The 18799-nt window shown below is 53.5% G+C and carries 18 protein-coding genes; 5 read left to right on the forward strand and 13 right to left on the reverse strand.

Translation table 11 applies throughout. The features are described 5' to 3' along the window. Nucleotides 1–350: ABC transporter ATP-binding protein (locus tag H8Q75_RS04045; protein ID WP_297040713.1), on the forward strand; the 350-nt coding region annotated here is incomplete at its 5' end. A 100-nt stretch (nucleotides 351–450) separates the two neighbouring features. Next, entirely contained in the window at nucleotides 451–2331 is a 1881-nt protein-coding gene (locus tag H8Q75_RS04050) for a PhoX family phosphatase (RefSeq protein WP_024125092.1), read from the forward strand. On the opposite strand, the gene H8Q75_RS04055 is transcribed toward H8Q75_RS04050, so the two are convergent. After that, nucleotides 2328–3593: a putative peptidoglycan glycosyltransferase FtsW gene (locus H8Q75_RS04055; RefSeq protein ID WP_297040715.1), complete on the reverse strand. Its 1266-nt coding sequence runs from the start codon at nucleotides 3591–3593 to the stop codon at nucleotides 2328–2330. The two genes, H8Q75_RS04050 and H8Q75_RS04055, sit on opposite strands and share 4 nt — an antisense overlap. Before the next feature lie 113 nt (nucleotides 3594–3706). On the opposite strand from H8Q75_RS04055, the gene trpA reads away from it, so the two are divergent. Beyond that, nucleotides 3707–4501 carry a tryptophan synthase subunit alpha gene (gene trpA / locus H8Q75_RS04060; protein WP_365970669.1) on the forward strand — a complete coding sequence of 265 codons (795 nt, stop codon included), beginning with the start codon at nucleotides 3707–3709 and terminating at the stop codon, nucleotides 4499–4501. Here the strand turns inward: trpA and H8Q75_RS04065 are convergent. From H8Q75_RS04065 to H8Q75_RS04120, 12 genes are all read right to left on the reverse strand, one after another. Next, nucleotides 4498–6222: a POTRA domain-containing protein gene (locus H8Q75_RS04065; protein ID WP_297040719.1), complete on the reverse strand. Its 1725-nt coding sequence runs from the start codon at nucleotides 6220–6222 to the stop codon at nucleotides 4498–4500. The two genes, trpA and H8Q75_RS04065, sit on opposite strands and share 4 nt — an antisense overlap. 187 nt (nucleotides 6223–6409) lie before the next feature. Further along, the gene (gene nblS / locus H8Q75_RS04070; protein ID WP_297040721.1) at nucleotides 6410–8368 is read right to left on the reverse strand and encodes a two-component system sensor histidine kinase NblS; all 1959 of its coding nucleotides are present in this window, start codon (nucleotides 8366–8368) and stop codon (nucleotides 6410–6412) included. A 46-nt stretch (nucleotides 8369–8414) separates the two neighbouring features. Further along, entirely contained in the window at nucleotides 8415–10946 is a 2532-nt protein-coding gene (locus tag H8Q75_RS04075; RefSeq protein ID WP_297040723.1) for a mannose-1-phosphate guanyltransferase, read from the reverse strand. Between the two features lie 239 nt (nucleotides 10947–11185). Next, a complete protein-coding gene (atpA, locus tag H8Q75_RS04080; RefSeq protein WP_024125087.1) occupies nucleotides 11186–12697 on the reverse strand; it encodes a F0F1 ATP synthase subunit alpha in 1512 nt (503 codons plus the stop codon). 41 nt (nucleotides 12698–12738) lie between these two features. Continuing rightward, complete coding sequence (gene atpH / locus H8Q75_RS04085; RefSeq protein WP_024125086.1) at nucleotides 12739–13296, reverse strand: ATP synthase F1 subunit delta; 558 nt, start codon at nucleotides 13294–13296, stop codon at nucleotides 12739–12741. Continuing rightward, on the reverse strand, nucleotides 13293–13832 hold the full coding sequence (locus H8Q75_RS04090; RefSeq protein ID WP_041429126.1) for a F0F1 ATP synthase subunit B: 540 nt from the start codon (nucleotides 13830–13832) through the stop codon (nucleotides 13293–13295). The genes atpH and H8Q75_RS04090 overlap by 4 nt, the downstream gene beginning before the upstream one ends. A 2-nt stretch (nucleotides 13833–13834) precedes the next feature. Beyond that, the gene (locus H8Q75_RS04095) at nucleotides 13835–14251 is read right to left on the reverse strand and encodes a F0F1 ATP synthase subunit B' (protein WP_024125084.1); all 417 of its coding nucleotides are present in this window, start codon (nucleotides 14249–14251) and stop codon (nucleotides 13835–13837) included. A gap of 61 nt (nucleotides 14252–14312) precedes the next feature. Further along, the gene (gene atpE, locus H8Q75_RS04100) at nucleotides 14313–14561 is read right to left on the reverse strand and encodes an ATP synthase F0 subunit C (protein WP_024125083.1); all 249 of its coding nucleotides are present in this window, start codon (nucleotides 14559–14561) and stop codon (nucleotides 14313–14315) included. Between the two features lie 83 nt (nucleotides 14562–14644). After that, nucleotides 14645–15403, reverse strand: a complete 759-nt coding sequence (gene atpB, locus H8Q75_RS04105; protein WP_024125082.1) for a F0F1 ATP synthase subunit A — start codon at nucleotides 15401–15403, stop codon at nucleotides 14645–14647. A gap of 41 nt (nucleotides 15404–15444) precedes the next feature. Then, complete coding sequence (locus H8Q75_RS04110) at nucleotides 15445–15792, reverse strand: ATP synthase subunit I (protein ID WP_024125081.1); 348 nt, start codon at nucleotides 15790–15792, stop codon at nucleotides 15445–15447. Between the two features lie 123 nt (nucleotides 15793–15915). Further along, nucleotides 15916–16371: a ribonuclease III domain-containing protein gene (locus H8Q75_RS04115; protein ID WP_297040725.1), complete on the reverse strand. Its 456-nt coding sequence runs from the start codon at nucleotides 16369–16371 to the stop codon at nucleotides 15916–15918. A gap of 50 nt (nucleotides 16372–16421) precedes the next feature. Further along, a complete protein-coding gene (locus H8Q75_RS04120; RefSeq protein ID WP_024125079.1) occupies nucleotides 16422–16835 on the reverse strand; it encodes an STAS domain-containing protein in 414 nt (137 codons plus the stop codon). Between the two features lie 141 nt (nucleotides 16836–16976). Between H8Q75_RS04120 and H8Q75_RS04125 the strand changes: the two genes are divergently transcribed. Beyond that, complete coding sequence (locus tag H8Q75_RS04125; RefSeq protein ID WP_024125078.1) at nucleotides 16977–17294, forward strand: hypothetical protein; 318 nt, start codon at nucleotides 16977–16979, stop codon at nucleotides 17292–17294. Nucleotides 17295–17345: 51 nt separating this feature from the next. Further along, nucleotides 17346–18788, forward strand: coding sequence for a deoxyribodipyrimidine photo-lyase, 8-HDF type (locus H8Q75_RS04130; protein ID WP_024125077.1), 1443 nt, complete (start codon nucleotides 17346–17348; stop codon nucleotides 18786–18788). Nucleotides 18789–18799: the final 11 nt, after the last annotated feature.

An 18799-nucleotide genomic window follows, 5' to 3' on the forward strand; every position in this document is an offset into this window, starting at 1 on the left:
AAGCCTACCTTCATCGCTATCCCCATGCTCTGTCGGGGGGACAACGCCAGCGGGTGGCGATCGCCCGTGCCCTCATTACCCAGCCTCAACTGGTGATCTGTGATGAACCGGTGAGTATGCTCGATGCCCATATTCAAGCCCAGGTGCTGGCGCTGATGCAAGAGTTAAAGGAACAGTTGCAACTGAGCTATCTCTTTATCACCCACGATCTGGCGATCGCCCGTCGTTTTTGCGATCGCGTTGCGGTAATGTATCGTGGCAAAATTGTCGAGCTTGCTCCTACGGCACAACTCTTTGCTCGCCCGCAGCATCCCTATACACAAAAACTCCTAGCCGCTGCCTTGTCTTAAGACTTTTTTCCCGTTTCTTAGGCTCAACTTAACCTCATTGCCCTCGGGTTTCCTTAACCTATGCAATGGTGACCTAAAGTAAGGGAATTCTTAGCTAACTATGGGCGAGTATTTTGGTGATCTATTATCCCGTGCCTTAAGCCGACGTGCTGTTTTGAAAACAGCCCTCTTTGGCGCTGCCGGTTTGACCCTTGCAACCTTACCTAAAGTCGGTGCGGCTGCAACCTCCCTAGAATTTTCAACGATTTACCCTAACACAGACGACAAAATCACCTTGCCGGCGGGCTTTGATCATGGCGTGGTCATTCGCTGGGGGGATGCCCTCGATGGGGGCGAAAACCTAAACTGGAACCGCATTCATCAAACAGTTACGGAAGCAGATGTGCGGCGGCAACGGTACTGCTTTGGCTACAACTGTGATTTTGTGGGGTACCAGAGGACACCCAACGGCAAACATCTGCTCGTGGTTAACCATGAGTACACGAACCCTGAACTGATGTTTGAAAGGGGGGGCGATCGCCCGAGTCAATGGCAAGCAGCACTCCAGCGGGAAGCCCATGGCCTTTCAATTGTTGAGATTAGCCAAAACGCCAATGGTGGCTGGCGGTATGTCAAAGCCTCTCCCCAAAACTATCGGATTACGGGGTCAACCCCCTGTGAAATTTCTGGCCCTGCCAAAGGGCACCCCCTACTGAAAACGGCCGCTGATCCCACGGGCAGGCGCGTCAACGGCACCCTCAATAACTGCGCAGCGGGCAAAACCCCTTGGGGTACAGTCTTGACCTGTGAGGAAAATTTTCATAGCTATTTTGGGGGGAGCGATCGCAACCTCACAGAGCGAGTGAAGACCTTGCACGGGCGCTATGGCCTTCCCAGTCAGCGGGCCGATCGCTATGGTTTTTACTTCTACGAAGACCGTTTCAACCTTGAAAAGGAACCCAATGAGGCTTTTCGCTTTGGCTGGGTCGTGGAAGTGGATCCCCTCAATCCCAATGGCTTGCCCATCAAACGCACGGCTTTAGGGCGCTTTCGCCATGAGGCTGCAACAACCGTCATTGCCCCCGATGGACGGGTCGTGGTCTACATGGGGGATGATGAACGCTTTGAGTATGCGTATAAATTCATTACCAAGGGCAAGTACCGAGCCAACAACCGTGCCGCCAACCTGAACCTGTTGGATGAAGGCGACCTCTACGTTGCGCGGTTTAACGACGATCTGACGGGTGAATGGCGCCTAATTGCCCGTGTCAGCGATAACAAAATTATGCCGAATCCCAGTTTGCCTGATATCTTTCAAAAGGATCCGGCGCTGTGCTTTATCAATACACGGGGGGCAGCCGATGCCCTTGGGGCAACAAAAATGGATCGGCCAGAAGATTTTGAGTGGAATCCTGTCACTAAAAGTGTCTGGCTTGCCTTGACATACAACGAAAAGCGTAAGGACAGCGATCGCGCCAATCCTCGCCCCGAAAACGTAATGGGCCATGTAATTGAGATCGTTGAGCAGGGAAATAATCCGGCTGCCTTGCAGTTCCGATGGACGTTGCCCTTGCTCTGCGGTGACCCCACCGCCCCAGAGAAAGGCCGCCAGTTAGTGCTTTATGGCCGACCCACCAACGCTAAGGTGCCTGCCATCTCCGCACCCGACAATTTTGCTTTTGACCGCGCTGGCAATGTCTGGATTGCTACGGATGGCAACGAGGCATCAAGTCGCCTCGGCAAAAATGATGGCATTTATGTCCTCAGCCCCGGCCGCCGCGAACTGAAGATGTTTCTCTCGGCTGTGCCTGGCTGTGAAGTTTGTGGGCCAGAGTTTAGCAGTGACTACAAAACCTTCTTCTGTGCCATTCAACATCCGGGGGAAGGGGCAAAATCCACTGCTGATCTACCAACCCGCTGGCCCTATGGTGACCAAGTCGTCGTACCCCGGCCTTCGGTCATTGCCGTGTGGCGTCAAGATGGCCGTGAAGTGTCAGCCTAGGGTTTATTGATTCCTTCGGGACGCAGGGGTACCACGGGAGCAGCACGGCGGCGGGTGCTTCTGGAAGTTCTGGAGTGAGCTTTTGTCACACCAGGGAAGGCAATCACCTCTGCCTGCTGCCCTTCACGGGCACAGCGAATCAACAGGCCAGCGATCGCCAGACTGGCCATAATGGAGCTACCCCCGTAGCTAAAGAGCGGGAAGGGCAGTCCCGTTGTCGGCAACAGACCAATGGCTACACTGATATTAATCAGGGCTTGGAGGAGCATCATCACCGTTGCCCCCAAGGCAGTGAGCTGGATCAGGGAATCCCGCGCCCGATTCACCACTCGCATTCCCAGCCAACCGTAGGCCACCAATAGCGCCAACAGCAACAGACAGCCCACCAACCCTGTTTCTTCCGCATAAACCGCAAAAATAAAGTCGGTGTGCTGAATCGGTAAGTAGGAGAGCTTCTGCTGGGAAAAGCCATACCCGGTACCCAAAACGCCCCCTGAGGCAACCGCCAATAGACTCTGTACTAGCTGGTAGCCATCCCCCATCGCATCCGCCCAAGGGTTCAGGAAGGACATGACTCGCCGCCGTTGGTAATCATTAATGCTGATGCTGAGAACTGCTAAGCTCAAGCCACTCATGGCCGTTAACAACAGGGGGGTCAAAGGTAAACCTGCACCGAGAGCAATCAGCCACAACGTAATGCCACAGAGGGCGGTGGTACTGAGGTTCGGTTGAATTAAAATCCCCAAGAGCGTCAGGGCAAAGGCCGTTAACCAAAAACAGCGCGCCTTCAGGTGCAGCCGCCGCCAACAGCTAAACACCCAAGCAGCTTGCAGGACTAAAAAAGGCTTCATCATCTCCGAGGGCTGGAGTTGAAAGGGGCCAATACTAATCCAGCGGGTGGCGCCCATCACCGTTGTCCCAACCCCTGGTAATCGCGTTGCCCAGATGAGTAGCAAAAACAAAAAAAAGCCCGGAATAGCCATCTGGAGCGATCGCCGCAAGGGCAGCCGCAGAAACAGTTGAAACCCTGCCCAGCCAAGGGCAAGCCACAGCAACTGGCGCGTAAAATAGTACAGCCCATTCCCTGTTTCAGCTAGGCCCACGGGAAAACTAGCGGAAAAGAGAACAACCAAACCAAGGCCAATCCACACCAGGGTCAACCAGTGGAGCAACCGCGCCTCCAGCGTCCACTGCCGCAGACTGCCAACTGCCTCGCTGGCCCGTAGGCGATCGCCAAAGGGGAGAAAACGCCACCAACGCACGCTTAGATGACCCTCACTGCCACCTGCCACTATAGGTATCTCATATTCTAGAGAAGGGCTGTATCTAATCTGGCACAATTATTATGCATCTTTGAGAGCAACTGCCCGTGACTGTGCCTAAAATTTCTGAACGCTTTGAGCAATGTCGTGCTCGCCAGCGCTGTGCCCTCATTCCCTTTTTGACCGCCGGAGACCCGGATTTAGAAACTACAGTTGCTGCCCTCAAGGCCCTAGATGACCACGGCGCAGATCTGATTGAACTGGGGATGCCCTATTCGGATCCCTTGGCCGATGGTCCAGTCATTCAGGCAGCCGCCACCCGCGCTCTGCAGCGGGGAACCCGCCTTGAGGCAGTCTTAGAAATGACAACGGACTTGCACCAGCAACTGAGGGCGCCGCTCATTCTCTTTACCTACTACAATCCCATCTACCATCGGGGGGTCTCTTCATTTCTCAAAGCGGTTGCCCAAGCCGGGATCAAGGGGTTAGTGATTCCTGATTTGCCCCTTGAGGAAGCAGAACCAGTTCTCGCACAGACAGCCAATTTGGGCTTGGAATTGACACTGCTGATTGCGCCCACCACATCCCCTGAACGGATGCAGGCGATCGCCACCGCTTCTCAGGGATTTATTTACCTTGTCAGCACCACTGGCGTCACTGGCATGCGTCAAGAAATGGCCAGCCGTGTTCAGGAACTCTTGCGCACCCTACGGCAGATCACCCCCAAGCCCATTGGTGTCGGGTTTGGCATTGCCAGTCCAGAGCATGCCCGCCAGGTACGTGATTGGGGTGCCGATGCCGCCATTGTCGGCAGTGCCTTTGTTAAACGTCTGGCAGAACCGGATCAGGGGGTTGCCGCTGTTGCTGAGTTTTGTCAGTCACTCCGCACCGCCCTCGATACGCCCTAGGGACGCACCGTCAAGGAAAAGTAAATGCCATCGGACTGCAAACTACGGGTTTGACCCGGCAGATCAATTAATGGTGCTGCATATTGAAACTGAAGATCGAGGTTGCGCGTCGGTTGCACCAAGAGCCCCAAACCTAGACCGGCAATGACATCGTTAGCAACGGGACCTGCTGGATTGCGGCTATTGTTCCAGACTACCCCCAGATCAAACAGCGGCCCAAGGGAAATAATCGGGCGACGATTGGCAGTCCGCAGCACTGGGAAGCGGGCTTCTCCAGAAAACCGCAGGCCATTATCCCCAGAGAGCGCATTGGTTGAGTAACCGCGCACCGACAGCGGCCCACCAATCACAAATTGGTGAAAGGGGAGCAGGCTATTGGGACTGAGTTGAACATCGGTGCGTAAAATCAAGAGATTGTCTGCCCAAAGGCGTTGTACCCGCAGCCCCTGTCCTAGCCAGCTAAAAAAGGTGCCATCCGGTAGCGGACTTGGATTTTCTGTTGCCCCCAAAATGGGCAGGCCAACGTTAAACTGCGAGCGAAAGACCCATGCCCCTTGGGGGTCGCGGCGAATATATTCTTGGGTGAGTTCTAGCACACGGGAAGCACTGTAGCCAGAAGCATCAGCTCCAGCGGAAATGGGGGCTGGTATTCCCGCTACAAAGGTTTGCCCGGACTGCATCAAGAAGCCAATGCCAAAGGCCAGTTCCTCGCGGATATTGCGAATCACTGGTTGGCGAAAACTGGCTTGGTAAATCGAAGATTCACTGCGAATATTAAGGGCCGCAAGGGCGGGGGGGCGGGTAATTTCGCTGTCCGCTTGCAGGGTGCGAATGGTGAGTGTGCCATTCATGGCATTGAGGGGGAGGCTGTAGCCAAACTCCACGGTGTTGGATGCTCCCCAATCAAACGTGCCTAGATTGTTACCGATGCCGTAGGAGCCATAGACACTATCGCCGCGCCCACTGAGGTTGTTGTATCCCAAAAAGGCCGTGGTCCGATTCGGGGCGATCGCTGGCGGCGTATTGTTATCCAGACCAAAAGCAGCATTCAGCCAGCGGGCAGGTACCACCCGTACCACCAAAATACTCTCCTGGGGTGTCGTGCCGGGTCGCAAACTCGCAGAAAGATTGGCAAAAAGCGGATCTGTTCGCAACAGACGCAACTGCTCTTCAAGGCGATTGGAATTGAGGGGCACGCCTGCACCAAGGGCAATACGGCTGCGAATATAGCGCTGGACAATTCCTTTATTGCCTTCAATACGAATGTCCTCTAGGCGGCCTTCAAGAACTTGAATCGTGATGACCCCATCCCGTGCCACCTGCTCCTTCAAAACGGCGCGAGAAGTCAAATAGCCCCCCTCTAGATAGAGTTTTGTAATGGCATCGGCGGCTCCCTGTAACTCTGCGAGGGTCACCTGCCGCCCTTCGAGGGGCTTGATAATTGGATCAAATACTGCCGGCCCAAAGATGGTGCTGCCTTCAACAATAATTTTTCGTACAGGTATTAAAACATTTTCTGACTCGGGGGGTGGACTAGGGAGTGAGGGGGGCGGTTCAAGAACTGGCGGTGAGGTGGGTGGTAGAGGGGGTGGAGCCGGTAGGGCTGGCTGAATATCCTGTTGGGTGGGAGCGATAATCGGAATTCCTAAAGCAGGCAACACCACCCCCGTACTGCCGAAAATAGATAGAATCGCAACGGGTGTAAACGAGTTTGTTTTCACTTCCTCAACTCCAATGTTTAATAGCGAGTTTTAGATTGAGATGAAAATAAATGCAAAAACCTGTATTTTTTTCCTCAGGGCCCAGCCCAAGCAGCCATTGGCGTGAGGAGTGATGGATTCTTGCCTTCAGATTTTAGCGGATGATTTGTTGTTACTGGCAAGGGGGCATCGCTCCCATCCACCCCTTTTAAGCGGGGGGCAGCGCCGTTTCAGCGGTGCCATGAGGGTTATCAACGAGGGCGGATTCATCAATGGCCAAATCAAACCAAAAGGTACTACCGACCCCCAATTCACTAACTAAATGAATTTGCGTATTGTGCTTGTGGATAATATCTTGGACAATGGCCAACCCCAGACCCGTCCCCTCTAGGGTATGCACGCGATTCTCGACGCGGAAAAAGCGTTCAAAAACACGGGGCTGATCCTCTGGGGCAATCCCCATACCCGTGTCCGCCACTTCAATGCGGACCCGTTCCTGCTCTGGATCGCTGGGGGGATGCCAGACATAGGCACGAATCGTTACCCGTCCATTTTCGGGTGTAAATTTCAAAGCATTGCCCACCAAGTTAGTGAGCGCACCAATGAGCAGATCGTAGTTGCCCCAAACCGGTGGCAGGGGGTTTTCCACCTCGGCAGTTAGGGTAATGGACTTATTGGCCGCATTGAGTTGGTAGGTGCGCATGATCTGATCAATCACCTGCGCCATCTGTACGGAGCCAAACTGATAGGGGCGACCCGATTCGAGGCGGGAAATATCGAGAAAATCATTGACAAGGCGAGTCAGGCGATCGGTCTCGTGGTTAGCGGTTTCTAGGAATTCCTGTTGCTCTTTTTCGCTGAGGCTGCTGCCGTACTCTTGAATCGTTTCGATGATTGATTTGATATTGAATAGAGGTGTCCGCAACTCATGGGAAACATTGCTAATCAATTGCGCTTTGGCTTCGTTGAGTTCCACTTCCCGGGTAATGTCCTGAATCGTAATCGCAATGCCTTTGGGCTTTTCCCGCTGCACATCCATAACCGTTGTCAGCAGAATCCGTACTGATCGCGAGCTAGGTTCTTGCAGCGTCACCCGAAATTCTCCCCCTTCTGACTCTCCGCGAGAGGCCTTGTAAAGGGGACAGGTGAGTTTTTCGCACACCGGTGCTGGAAAGCAGTCCAGGGCATTTTGGCCAATGACGTTCATCCCCTCCCAATTGAAAAGACGCTGCGCTGTGGGGTTGACAAGAATAATCCGCATGTCGGTATCTAACAGAATTGCTCCATCTGCAATCGTGGACACCAAGGTATCCAGTTTGGCTTTCTCGGCTTGGAGTTCTTCAATGTTTTGGGCCTCGTAGGAGGCGAGGCGCTCAGCCATGTCATTAAAGCTGGTGATCAACTCCCCCAGTTCACCGCCAAAGGGCAGGTGAATACGTTGCTTAAAATTCCCCGCTGCAATGTTTTTCACCCCCTGCACCAATTCTTTAATGGGTTGGGTAATGGTGAGGGCATTGAAGACCCCCCCCAAGAGCACCATGATCCAGAGGGAGACAAAGACAGCGATCGTGAGATCCCGCGTGAGATTGGCAGAAGCAATGAATGTTGGGTTTGGGTTAATCCCCAGGGCAACAACCCCTAAGTTTTCGCCATTGAAGGTTAAGGGAACAAAGACATCGGCAACTAGACCATTGGGGGTTTGGTGTTGGCGCACGAGGGGTTCTTGGCTAGCACGGTAGGTCTCTGGCAGTTGAATACGGCGGCGCAACGTCAGGGCACTTTCCACTTGGGGGGCAGAGTAGGGCAGGCCATAGTAAATTTCTCCGTCGGGATCCGCATAGAGGATGTAGCGAATACTGGCACTGCGCTCATAGAATTTGCGGGAAAATTCAGCAACAGCGGCGGTATCCCCTTTGGCCACAAGGGGCGCCACATCAGCGGCTAGGAGTAACCCTAAATCGCGACCATAGCGGGTGTCATTGAGGTGGGCATTGGTTTGAATCGTGTTCACCGCCCAGAAGGTGAGGCCACTCATGATGATGGAGACCACGAGGGTTGCTGTGGCCATGAGGCGGGTTTGAATCTTGAATTCTGACCACCAACGGACAATTCCCCGCAATTTATCGCTCAAGCTCCCTTGGGTTTTCTCCGTTTTCAAAACCACCATTGTGCCTAACGTACGAAAAATTTTCCCTGATTCTACGGGATTTGGGTTACATCTTTATTGTGGCATCTGAGAGAGGTTCCAAGCGGGCAAACTCTTCAATGCGGCGGCTATAGCGTTGCAGCATCTGCTCACTCCAAGGGGCATCAGGACTATTCACGTAGAGGTGTACCAGTGGCTCACTGGCATCGGGCAGAATCAGTACCCAATGGTCAGTATTGGGTTCACCAATTTTGACGCCATCAATGAGACTTAAATGGTTGCGGGGATGGGTTTCCACTAAGTGGCGCATCAATGACCCCTTGGCAAGCCAAGGACAGCGAATTGGGCGGTGATAGTAGTGGACGCGGGGCAGTTCTTGGCGTATGACTGTGAGGGGCTTACCAATCAGTGCCAGCAGTTCGAGCAGGGTGGCGATTGTAAACATGGCATCAAATCCCGGATGCAGTTGCGGGAAGATGAAACCGGTTTCTGCGGACCCCCCTAGGACAACGCTGCTGTGGTGTTGGCAGGCTTCCATAAGATCAGTCGGGTTGGTACGACTGCGGATAATGTGCCCTCCCTGCTGGCGGGCGATCGCCTCCACGGCACTAGAGGTTGTGACCGGCACCACGATGGTGCCCCCCGGATGGGTCAAGAGGGTCAAGTAGGTCATCAAGGCCGTGAGTTCTTGATCACTGAAAACCTGACCGGCATTGTCCACCAAGGTCAACCGTTCGCCATTGGCGGAGACTTGCACCCCTAAACTTGCAGAAAGTGCTGTCACCACCTGTCCTAGTTCCCGCAGGAGGCGCTGTCGCTCGAGAATATTTAGGGGAGTGGGGTGGAGGGTGGCATTGAGAACAACGGCATCGCAGCCAAACTTACTGAGGATCTGGGGCAAGACGACCCCAGAAACGGCATAGGCATAGTCAATAACAATTTTGGCGGGGTTGCCATAAAACAGTTTCGTATTCAGCCACTTTTCAAAGCCTTGGGCATAGGCGGCCACGCAGTTGTTGGGATGGGTCATGACACCGACATCCATCAGTAGGGCACGGCGAATCTCTTCGCGGAAGTAGGCGGTTTCGATTTGCCGCTCTTTGGCTTTACTGAGGTTGATGCCTTTGTGGTCAAAAAACTCAATCAAAAGCTGATCGGCGCGATCGGGATGGGCGCGCACATGAATTCCCCCACTGACTGAAAGGGTTTGGGCGGCAAACCGGGCAATCGGCAGGGCGATCGCCTCCAAATTGAGGACATGAATCCCCACCGACATCAAACCCGACATTAGGGCATGGGACACCATCCGCGATACATTTCGCTGATCTCGCGACACGAGCACACTGGTTCCGGGCTCAAGAATGGAGGCATAGGCTGCCGCCAGCCGCACGGCAAACTCCGGTGTAATGTCTACATTGGCCACGCCGGCCACTCCCCGCTGCCCAAAGAGATAGCGCTGCCCTGTTGTGCCCCAGATCAGGCTTTCATTGACAATTGCACCCGCTTCAATACGTTTTCCTGGCCAGATCCGCACTCCCTGACTCAGGCTGGCTTCCTCCCCCACCACACAGCGACTGCCAATAATCACTCCTTCCTGTAGTGTTACATGGCGATCAACATGGACATAGCGAGCTAAGATGCAATGCTCCAGTTCACTGTCATCCCCAATAAAGCAGCCATGCCAAGCCACCACTGAACGCAACCGACTGCCATTGCCAATAATCACGTTATCCCCCAAGACCGTTCCCGCCCCAAGGGTGACCCCCGCACCAAAGCGGCAGTTATTGCCCAAGACGAGTGGCGCCTGTAGCTGAACCGTTTGCGGCAATGGGGTGTTGTGGCCTACCCAAATTTGCGGCTGAACTTCGTGCCCCTGAATTTCCAAGTGCACTCGGCCATAGAGGGCATCCTGTTGCACCTGTTGGTAGGTTTGGAGACTGCCGACATCGCACCAGTAGGCATCAGTGATATAGCCATACATCGGCACATCCGCCTGCAACAGCAATGGGAACAAATCCCGCGAAAAATCCCGCTCGATGCCGCTACTAAGGTAATCCATAACTGTGGGGCTGAGGATGTAGATACCCGTATTGACTGTATCTGTAAAGACTTCCGCTGCTGAGGGCTTCTCCAGAAACCGCCGCACGCGGCCATCGCTATCAGTAAAGACAATGCCAAACTCCTTTGGCTGAGGCACGCGGGCAAGGATCAGGGTTACGGGAGCACCGTGCTGCTGGTGAAAACGCAGGGCATCGGTTAAATCGACATCGGTAATGCTATCGCCACTGACTACTAAAAACGGATCCGTTAACAAATTGGCAATGTTTTTCACCGAACCGGCCGTGCCAAGGGGCTGCTCTTCTTCAACGACATAGCTCAGGTGCACCCCAAACTCATTCCCATCGCCAAAATAGTCCCGCACGATATCGGGGAGAAAGTGCAATGTCATGACCACATCATCAAGGCTATGGCGGCGCAGGAGATTGAGAATATGCTCGGCAATGGGACGATTGACCACCGGTACCATGGGTTTGGGTAGATCGCAGGTGAGGGGGCGTAAGCGAGTGCCACTCCCACCGGCCATGACAACGACACGCACTACAGAACTCCTTGATAAAGGTTTGTCCGCGGATCCTCAGTGTAAGAGAGAATACAAAGCTAAGGGGTCCTCATTAACGAAACTGCAATGATTTTTGATACTCCTTTTTCTCTAACCCGCTACCAGCTAGCGCCACATTGGCTATTGACAAAAAAACCTACCCTTGGTGGAGGGCAGGTTCAAGTCATTGTTGATTTGTTGATCTTGATCTGTTGATCGTGATCTAAGTAAGGTGATGCTTAGGCACTAAAGGCAGCTTTGTACTCAGCGATCGCCGCCTTCAGCAGGGCTTCAGCCTTTTCATCCAGTTTTTGGGTGGTGCGGATAATCTCACCGTATTCTGGCTTATTGGTGTGCAGGTAATCGCGCAGACCGGCAACAAACTTGGCCACTGCCTCAACGGGGATATCGTCAAGGTAGCCATTGGTACCTGCATAGATGGTTGCCACTTGGTACTCCACAGGAATGGGCGAATATTGAGGCTGCTTGAGGATTTCCCGCAGGCGCTGACCCCGGGCCAGTTGGTTTTGGGTGGCTTTATCCAAGTCGGAGGCAAATTGGGCAAAGGCCTGCAGTTCATCAAACTGCGCCAACTCCAGCTTCAGTTTCCCGGCCACCTGTTTCATGGCTTTGATTTGAGCAGCGGAACCCACCCGCGACACGGAAATCCCCGCGTTGATGGCAGGACGCAAGCCAGCGTTGAAGAGGTCAGAGGAGAGGAAGATTTGACCGTCGGTAATGGAAATGACGTTGGTGGGAATGTAGGCAGACACGTCACCGGCTTGGGTTTCAACCACCGGCAGTGCTGTCATGCTGCCACCACCAAGGGCATCGTTGAGCTTGGCCGCCCGCTCTAGCAAGCGGGAGTGCAAGTAGAACACATCCCCAGGATAGGCTTCGCGACCGGGGGGACGACGCAGGAGTAGCGACATTTGCCGATAGGCTTGAGCCTGTTTGGAGAGGTCGTCATAGACAACGAGGGTGTGCTTACCTTGGTACATGAAGTACTCAGCAATCGTGGCCCCGGTGTAGGGGGCAAGATACTGCAAAGCCGCTGGATCACTGGCGTTGGCGGCAATTACAATCGTGTAGTCCAGCGCCCCCCGCTCCCGCAGCACGTTCACCACTTGGGCAACGCTGGAGGCTTTTTGACCAATGGCTACATAGACGCAAATCACGTCTTGGCCCTTTTGGTTCAAGATCGTGTCAATGGCAACAGCCGTTTTCCCTGTCTGGCGATCGCCAATGATCAGTTCCCGCTGACCGCGACCAATGGGAATCATAGCGTCAATGGCGGTAATCCCCGTTTGCAACGGCTCACACACAGATTTGCGCTGGACAATACCGGGTGCGGGAGATTCAATCAGGCGAGTTTGCGTTGTGTGGATCTCCCCTTTGCCATCAATGGGGCGCATCAGCGCATCCACAACCCGACCAATGGCCGCTTCACCCACGGGAATCGAGGCAATTTTCCCAGTAGCACGCACAGTACTGCCTTCTTCGATGCCGAGGCCATCGCCCATCAGCACCACCCCCACATTATCCTCTTCGAGGTTGAGGGCAATCCCCACGGTGCCATCTTCAAATTCCACCAATTCGGAGGCCATCACCTTGTCGAGGCCATAGACACGGGCAATCCCATCGCCCACCTGCAAGACAGTACCGACATTATCGACTTTGATCGACTGTTCGTACTGCTCGATTTGCTGGCGAATAATGCTACTGATTTCGTCGGGTCGGATACTTACCATAGAAGTCGCTCTCAAGGGTTGAACAGTTTACAAAGAGGATATTAGGCGGCTTGCGCCAAGGTGACACTGAGGCGGCGGAGTTGACCCCGCAGGCTGGCATCAAAGATTTGGGAGCCAACTTTAATGACCACGCCACCAATCAGTTCAGGATCACAGGCAGTGACAAGCTCTACATCGGCAGCACCGGTTATGGTTTTGACCTTCTCGACCACTGCACGGCGTTGATCGTCATTGAGTTCGACGACACTGGTCACTTCCGCCAAGGCCACATTGCGGAGTTTGCGCACCAGGGCACGGTACTGCTCACAAATGGAACCGAGAAAGTTAATTCGCCGCCGATCCACGAGCAACATTAGGAAGTTGAGGAAATAGCCGTGCACCTTATCCACTGTCAACTGCCGCAGCACATTCTTTTTGGCCTCAGGCTTAATCAGGGGATTCGCGAGAAACTGTTGCAGTTCACTGGAACTGGCAAGCAGTTCCAAAATCAATTGCGTGTCCTGCTGAAACTGATCAATGAGGTTGTGGGCTTGCGCCAACGACAGCAGCGCCTCGGCATAGGGTTCAACAACTTCACCACGGACGGTGGTCTGCATCATTTGCCTCCTAGTAGGGCAATACTGCGATCAACAAGGGTGCGCTGAAGGTCTGGATTTTGGCTCAACCGTGCTTTCAGTTGGTTTTCTGCCTCTGCCAGTGCCATAGCGGCAATCCGCTCACGAATTTCGGCGATCGCCCGCTCAGTGGCAGCACTGGTATCTTGGGAAGCAGTTTCCTTCAAGCGCTCAATTTCCCGCTTGGCTTGGGCAATGATTTCTTCCTTGGCAGCCTTTGCACGGGCAAGAGCCTCCTCGCGAATGCGTTGTGCCTCCTGTTTAGCCTGAGTCAGCTTTTGCTGCGCTTCGGCGAGGCGGGCTGCCGCCACTTTCTGGCGTTCTTCTGCCTCGGCAATGGCTGTGGCAATTTGTTTCTGGCGATCGCCCAAGGTTTTGCCAAGTACACCGCGGCCAAAATACACCAACACCCCAATAAGGATGGCAAGGTTGATCACATTAGTTTCGAGCAAATTGGTGTTAATGCCAAAATGCCCCACCTCTTCCGTTGCCAATAAAAATACTGCGTCCATGACCCACACTCCTAGGCCAGTAACTTCGCTAATAACTGCTCACTCAAGCTGGCAACTTGGCCCTCCAGTGCCTGCAGTGTCACCTGCTTTTGCTCATCAATCTCTGCTTGAAGCTTGAGTAACTCTGCTTGCACAGCCTGCTGTGCTTCGGCAATTTCGGCGGTGGCAATTTTCTGTGCCTCAGCTTTGGCCTCTTCAATCAAGGCTTGGGCTTGGCGACGGGTACTGGCCAATTCCTGCTCATATTGTTGAGCCAGCTCAGTGGCCTGTTGCAACCGCTCCTTAGCCTGCTGCAAGTTGGTTCGGATATACTCATCCCGATTGTCCAGCGCCTGACCCAAAGGCTTGTACAGCAGTGCATTCAAAATAACGGTCAAGATTAAGAATTGCAGAGCCATCAGGGGTAGGGTGGCATCAAAATCAAACATCAGCCTCTCCAGAATGGGGGATCGGGGGAAAGCTCAGCCAAGCCTCCCCCACTGGGGTGAATTAGGATGCAAAGGGGTTGGCAAACAGGAGCACCAGCGCAATCACCAGACCGTAGATGGTCAGGGACTCCATGAAGGCTAAACTCAGCAGCAAGGTACCGCGAATTTTACCTTCTGCTTCGGGTTGGCGTGCAATGCCTTCTAGAGCCTGACCAGAGGCATTCCCTTGGGCAAGCCCAGGACCCAGTGATGCCAAACCAATTGCCAAAGCAGCAGCCAAAACGGAAGCAGAAGCAATTAAGGGATTCATAGTTGATTTCCTCGAGACGTAGTAGGACAAAACAAAATTTCCAGAGATCACAATAGCAGGGGATGTACCCCTTTTAGGAGTTTTTAGGAGTGGGCCGCTTCGTGATCACCCCCATGACCCTCCATCGCCTCCCCGATGTAGGTGGCTGCGAGGGTCGAAAACACAAGAGCCTGAATGGCACTGGTAAACAGGCCCAAAACCATCACAGGCAAGGGTACAAACAACGGTACCAGCAACACCAAGACACTCACCACCAGTTCGTCCGCTAAGATGTTGCCAAAAAGACGGAAGCTCAGGGAAAGAGGTTTTGTGAAGTCTTCCAAGATGGCGATGGGAAGTAGGACGGGCGTTGGCTCAATGTACTTGGTGAAATACTTCAGCCCCCGCTTGCGGAGCCCGGCATAGAAATAGGCCAAGGAGACCAGCAACGCCAAGGCCACGGTGGTATTGATGTCATTGGTGGGTGCTGCTAGCTCCCCTTCTGGCAGTTCAATGAGTTTCCACGGTACCAGTGCCCCTGACCAGTTACAAACAAAAATGAACAGGAACAGTGTCCCTACGAAGGGAACCCAAGCTCGGTACTCGTGCTCACCCATTTGACTTTTGGTCAAGTCACGGATAAATTCCAGTGCGTATTCCATCAGGTTTTGGATACCACTGGGTACCCGCTGAATATTCCGCGAGGCCGCAAAGGCCACCGCGATGAGAACGGCCATCACAAACCAAGTGGTAATGAAGACTTGGCCGTGAACTCTCAGATTGCCAATGTACCAGTAGAAGTGATGTCCCACCTCCAGCTTGGCAAGGGGAAGAGCTGTCCAAAGGTCTATCAAAGGCATCATGCCTCCGCGCTCGCTCGTTTAAGCATTACAGTGGGCCAGTGTTAAGGAGAGGGCAAAATCCCACGCAACAAATGAACCAGAAGGGCAGCTTTGTAGGTTAAGAACCCCAAGAAGACTGGAATAATCTGTAGCGCTTGCCAACGGGCTGCCACAATCATCACAACCACGACGACAAGAAGCTGCGCTTTTCCCAGCTTTTTCTGGTCGTTGCCTAGGCGCTCCACACTACGGGCTAAGAGCCGCAAGTAGATTAGGCTGGCACTTGCCCCCAAAAGGTAATTCAACGCTGTGTTAAGGCCATAAATCAGCCAAACCGCTCCAAAGGCGATCGCCATAAGGACGAGGGTTGTCGTAAATAATTCACGACAGAGTTGGTAAAACTCCACCATTGACCCCTCCTTTTTTGAGGAATGGGAAACGGTTGGAGCTACAGGGTCAGGAACGGTCACAGCAGAATATGGAGCATCCGAGGATGCCTTAAACTGGCCACTAAGCATCCTATCACGCAGTGGTTACATTTCACTGGGGGATTCTGTTGCGGGTCTCTTGTTTTCAACTTCACTGCGGATGTGACCTGCAAGGAGTTGAAAAATTTCCTGTAGGCGTTGCGGATTGGTGAGGTAAAGGTACCCAAGTAGGGCTTCAAAGCCAGTGGCTTGGCGGTAAATTTTTGCAGTGACTCGCTTGGGGCCATCGGCAGCAGCATTGCGACCTTGGCGGAAAATGGCACGTTCAGTTTCTGTGCAATATTCCCAAAGAAAGTCCATGTAACGGGCTTGGCTTTCGGCACGCACGTGATCCACCACTTGGCGGTGGTAGGCGTTAATGCGTTGGGGGGGGGTCAAAAAAAGTAGCCGAATAAAGAGTTCATAAACTGCATCGCCAAAGTAGGCTAAAGCTGCTGGGGGGAGCTGGTGGGCGGGAATCTTGGGGGGTTGCAGGGGTAACAGTTCACCAAAGTCAAGCATGATTGTTCAATACGGGCACCCCCCTTGGTTTTACCACGCCCAGCACAGCTTTATTGCGAGGGGGATTCGCCACTGATTTTGGCGATCGCTGTCGCCAGATCTGGCTGAAGAGACAAGAAATTTTCTAGGCGAACCAGTTTAACGGTTTGGGTGACACGGGGATTGGTGACAATTTGTAGTTGCCCCTGGCGTTCCTGGGCTTTTTTGGCCAGTTGGACTAGGATGCCAAGGCCAGAGCTGTCAATAAATTCAATTTTTGAAAGATCGAGGATGACGTTGGCAGGCCCATCGTCAAAACACTTACTAATCACCTTGCGAAAGGCTGACTCTGAAAATGCATCAATGAGACCCGTCAGGCGAAAAACCTGATAGTTATCGCGAATCTCACGGGTTCCCCTTAGACTTTGGGTGAGGGCAAGTGGTTCAGAAATGAGAGCCTCCTTTGCCGATGACTGGGCACGCAAAACGATAGAACACAAGTATAGGAAAAGGTAGCATTCTTGTCTATGGCTTCATCCGCAACTCAACAAAACTTTGAAGGAGCAGCGACAACAGGAAGCGGTTTGCCAGAATTGGCTTAGTGATTACTTGCAGGGGTTGCCGCCATGGCCCTTTCCAAACTATTAATTGCTTTTGTGAGCATTAACGCGCTTAGCGCGCTGAGTTTGCCGCTCCTTGCCCAACAAACGCCAGCGGCGACTTATCCCCCAGAGGCGATCGCAGTCTTTATGCAGGAGTGTCAAGCCAAATTTGCGGCGCAAGCCCCTCCCGGTTTTCGCGATCGCGGCGATCGCTACTGCACTTGCCTCATTAACCACCTCCAAGAAAAAATGACCTATGGGCAATTTCAGCAAATGACCCCCGATAATGCACCTCCAGAACTGAAGGCCGCAACCAACGCCTGCATCGGCGCTATTTTCTAGATTGTCTAGGTTATCTAGGATCCTTAATCCTGTTTTTAGGATTGACTGACCATGAGCCTACGCCTGTTTTGGCATCGTCGCGATCTGCGCCTCAATGACAACCTGGGCTTGGCTGCTGCCCACACCCGTACCCCCAAAGTGGTTGGTCTTTTCTGTTTTGACCCCGCGATTCTCAGCGCCTCAGACATTGCCGCAGTGCGGGTAGCCTACCTTGTTGGTTGCCTACAGGCTCTGCAGGAGGCCTATCAGCGACTTGGGGGGAGCTTTTTAATTTTTCGTGGTGACCCGCGTCAGATTCTGCCCCAAGTGGCCAGTGGTTTAGGGGCAGTGGCGGTGCACTGGCATGAGGATGTGGAACCCTATGGACGGGGGCGCGATCGCGCAGTGGCTGCTGCCCTCAAAGAAAAAGGTATTGCTGTGGAAACCGCTTGGGATCAACTCCTGCATCCCCCAGAGGCTATACAAACTCAACAAGGACAGCCCTACACCGTCTATTCCCCCTTTTGGCGCAACTGGTCAAGCCTAGCGAAACCAGAGCCTGTCCCTACCCCCAGCTACCTCGAACCCCTCACCGAAATAGAACAGGCAACGGCGCGCACCTTGGGGGCGATTTGTCTCCCCACCGCTAAGGACCTGGGATTTCATTGGTCGGGGGAACTGATCCTTGCTCCCGGTGAAGCCGCTGCCCAAGCACAACTGGAGACATTTATTGACCAGCACATTCAAGACTATGGGGAGCAGCGCAACTATCCGGCGCAGCCCGGAACCTCCCTCTTAAGCCCTGCCCTCAAGTTCGGCGTCATTGGGATTCGCCATGTCTGGACAGCCACTCAGGCCGCTATGGCTGCAGCCCGCAGTGAAGAGGGACAAAGGAGTATTCGCACCTGGCAGCAGGAATTGGCTTGGCGGGAGTTTTATCAGCACGCCCTCTACTGGTTTCCCCACTTGGCGGAGCGTCCCCATCGCCAAGGATTTGCCACCTTCCCTTGGCTGAATAACGAAGCGCACTTTGCGGCTTGGTGTGAAGGTGCCACGGGTTACCCAATCGTGGATGCTGCCATGCGGCAACTCAATGAAACAGGCTGGATGCACAACCGCTGCCGTATGATTGTGGCCAGTTTCCTCACCAAGGATTTGATCATCAATCCCCAGTGGGGTGAGCGCTACTTTATGCAGAAACTCATTGATGGGGACTTGGCAGCCAATAATGGCGGTTGGCAGTGGAGTGCCTCCAGTGGCATGGACCCAAAACCCCTGCGGATTTTTAACCCCGCCAGTCAGGCGCAAAAATTTGACCCGGAAGCAGAATATATTCGGCGTTGGCTTCCAGAAGTGCGATCGCTGGACACTACAGATTTAGTGACGGGCAATATTTCCCCCCTAGAGCGACATCGCTGTGGTTATCCTTTGCCGATTGTGGATCACAGGCAGCAACAGCGGCGATTTAAGCAGCTCTATCAAGAGCATTTTCGTTCACCAATCCCTCAAGAATAACAAGAATAAAC

It is taken from the genome of Thermosynechococcus sp. OHK43, assembly GCF_014466085.1.
GTDB lineage: Bacteria > Cyanobacteriota > Cyanobacteriia > Thermosynechococcales > Thermosynechococcaceae > Thermosynechococcus.

Coding starts and splice junctions, on each gene's coding strand:
- H8Q75_RS04095 (WP_024125084.1), bottom strand. CDS start 14,251: ATGTTTGATTTTGATGCCACCCTACCCCTGATGGCTCTGCAATTCTTA.
- nblS (WP_297040721.1), bottom strand. CDS start 8,368: ATGGTGGTTTTGAAAACGGAGAAAACCCAAGGGAGCTTGAGCGATAAA.
- H8Q75_RS04125 (WP_024125078.1), top strand. CDS start 16,977: ATGGCCCTTTCCAAACTATTAATTGCTTTTGTGAGCATTAACGCGCTT.
- atpB (WP_024125082.1), bottom strand. CDS start 15,403: ATGATGCCTTTGATAGACCTTTGGACAGCTCTTCCCCTTGCCAAGCTG.
- atpE (WP_024125083.1), bottom strand. CDS start 14,561: ATGAATCCCTTAATTGCTTCTGCTTCCGTTTTGGCTGCTGCTTTGGCA.
- H8Q75_RS04130 (WP_024125077.1), top strand. CDS start 17,346: ATGAGCCTACGCCTGTTTTGGCATCGTCGCGATCTGCGCCTCAATGAC.
- H8Q75_RS04110 (WP_024125081.1), bottom strand. CDS start 15,792: ATGGTGGAGTTTTACCAACTCTGTCGTGAATTATTTACGACAACCCTC.
- H8Q75_RS04050 (WP_024125092.1), top strand. CDS start 451: ATGGGCGAGTATTTTGGTGATCTATTATCCCGTGCCTTAAGCCGACGT.
- atpH (WP_024125086.1), bottom strand. CDS start 13,296: ATGATGCAGACCACCGTCCGTGGTGAAGTTGTTGAACCCTATGCCGAG.
- H8Q75_RS04115 (WP_297040725.1), bottom strand. CDS start 16,371: ATGCTTGACTTTGGTGAACTGTTACCCCTGCAACCCCCCAAGATTCCC.
- atpA (WP_024125087.1), bottom strand. CDS start 12,697: ATGGTAAGTATCCGACCCGACGAAATCAGTAGCATTATTCGCCAGCAA.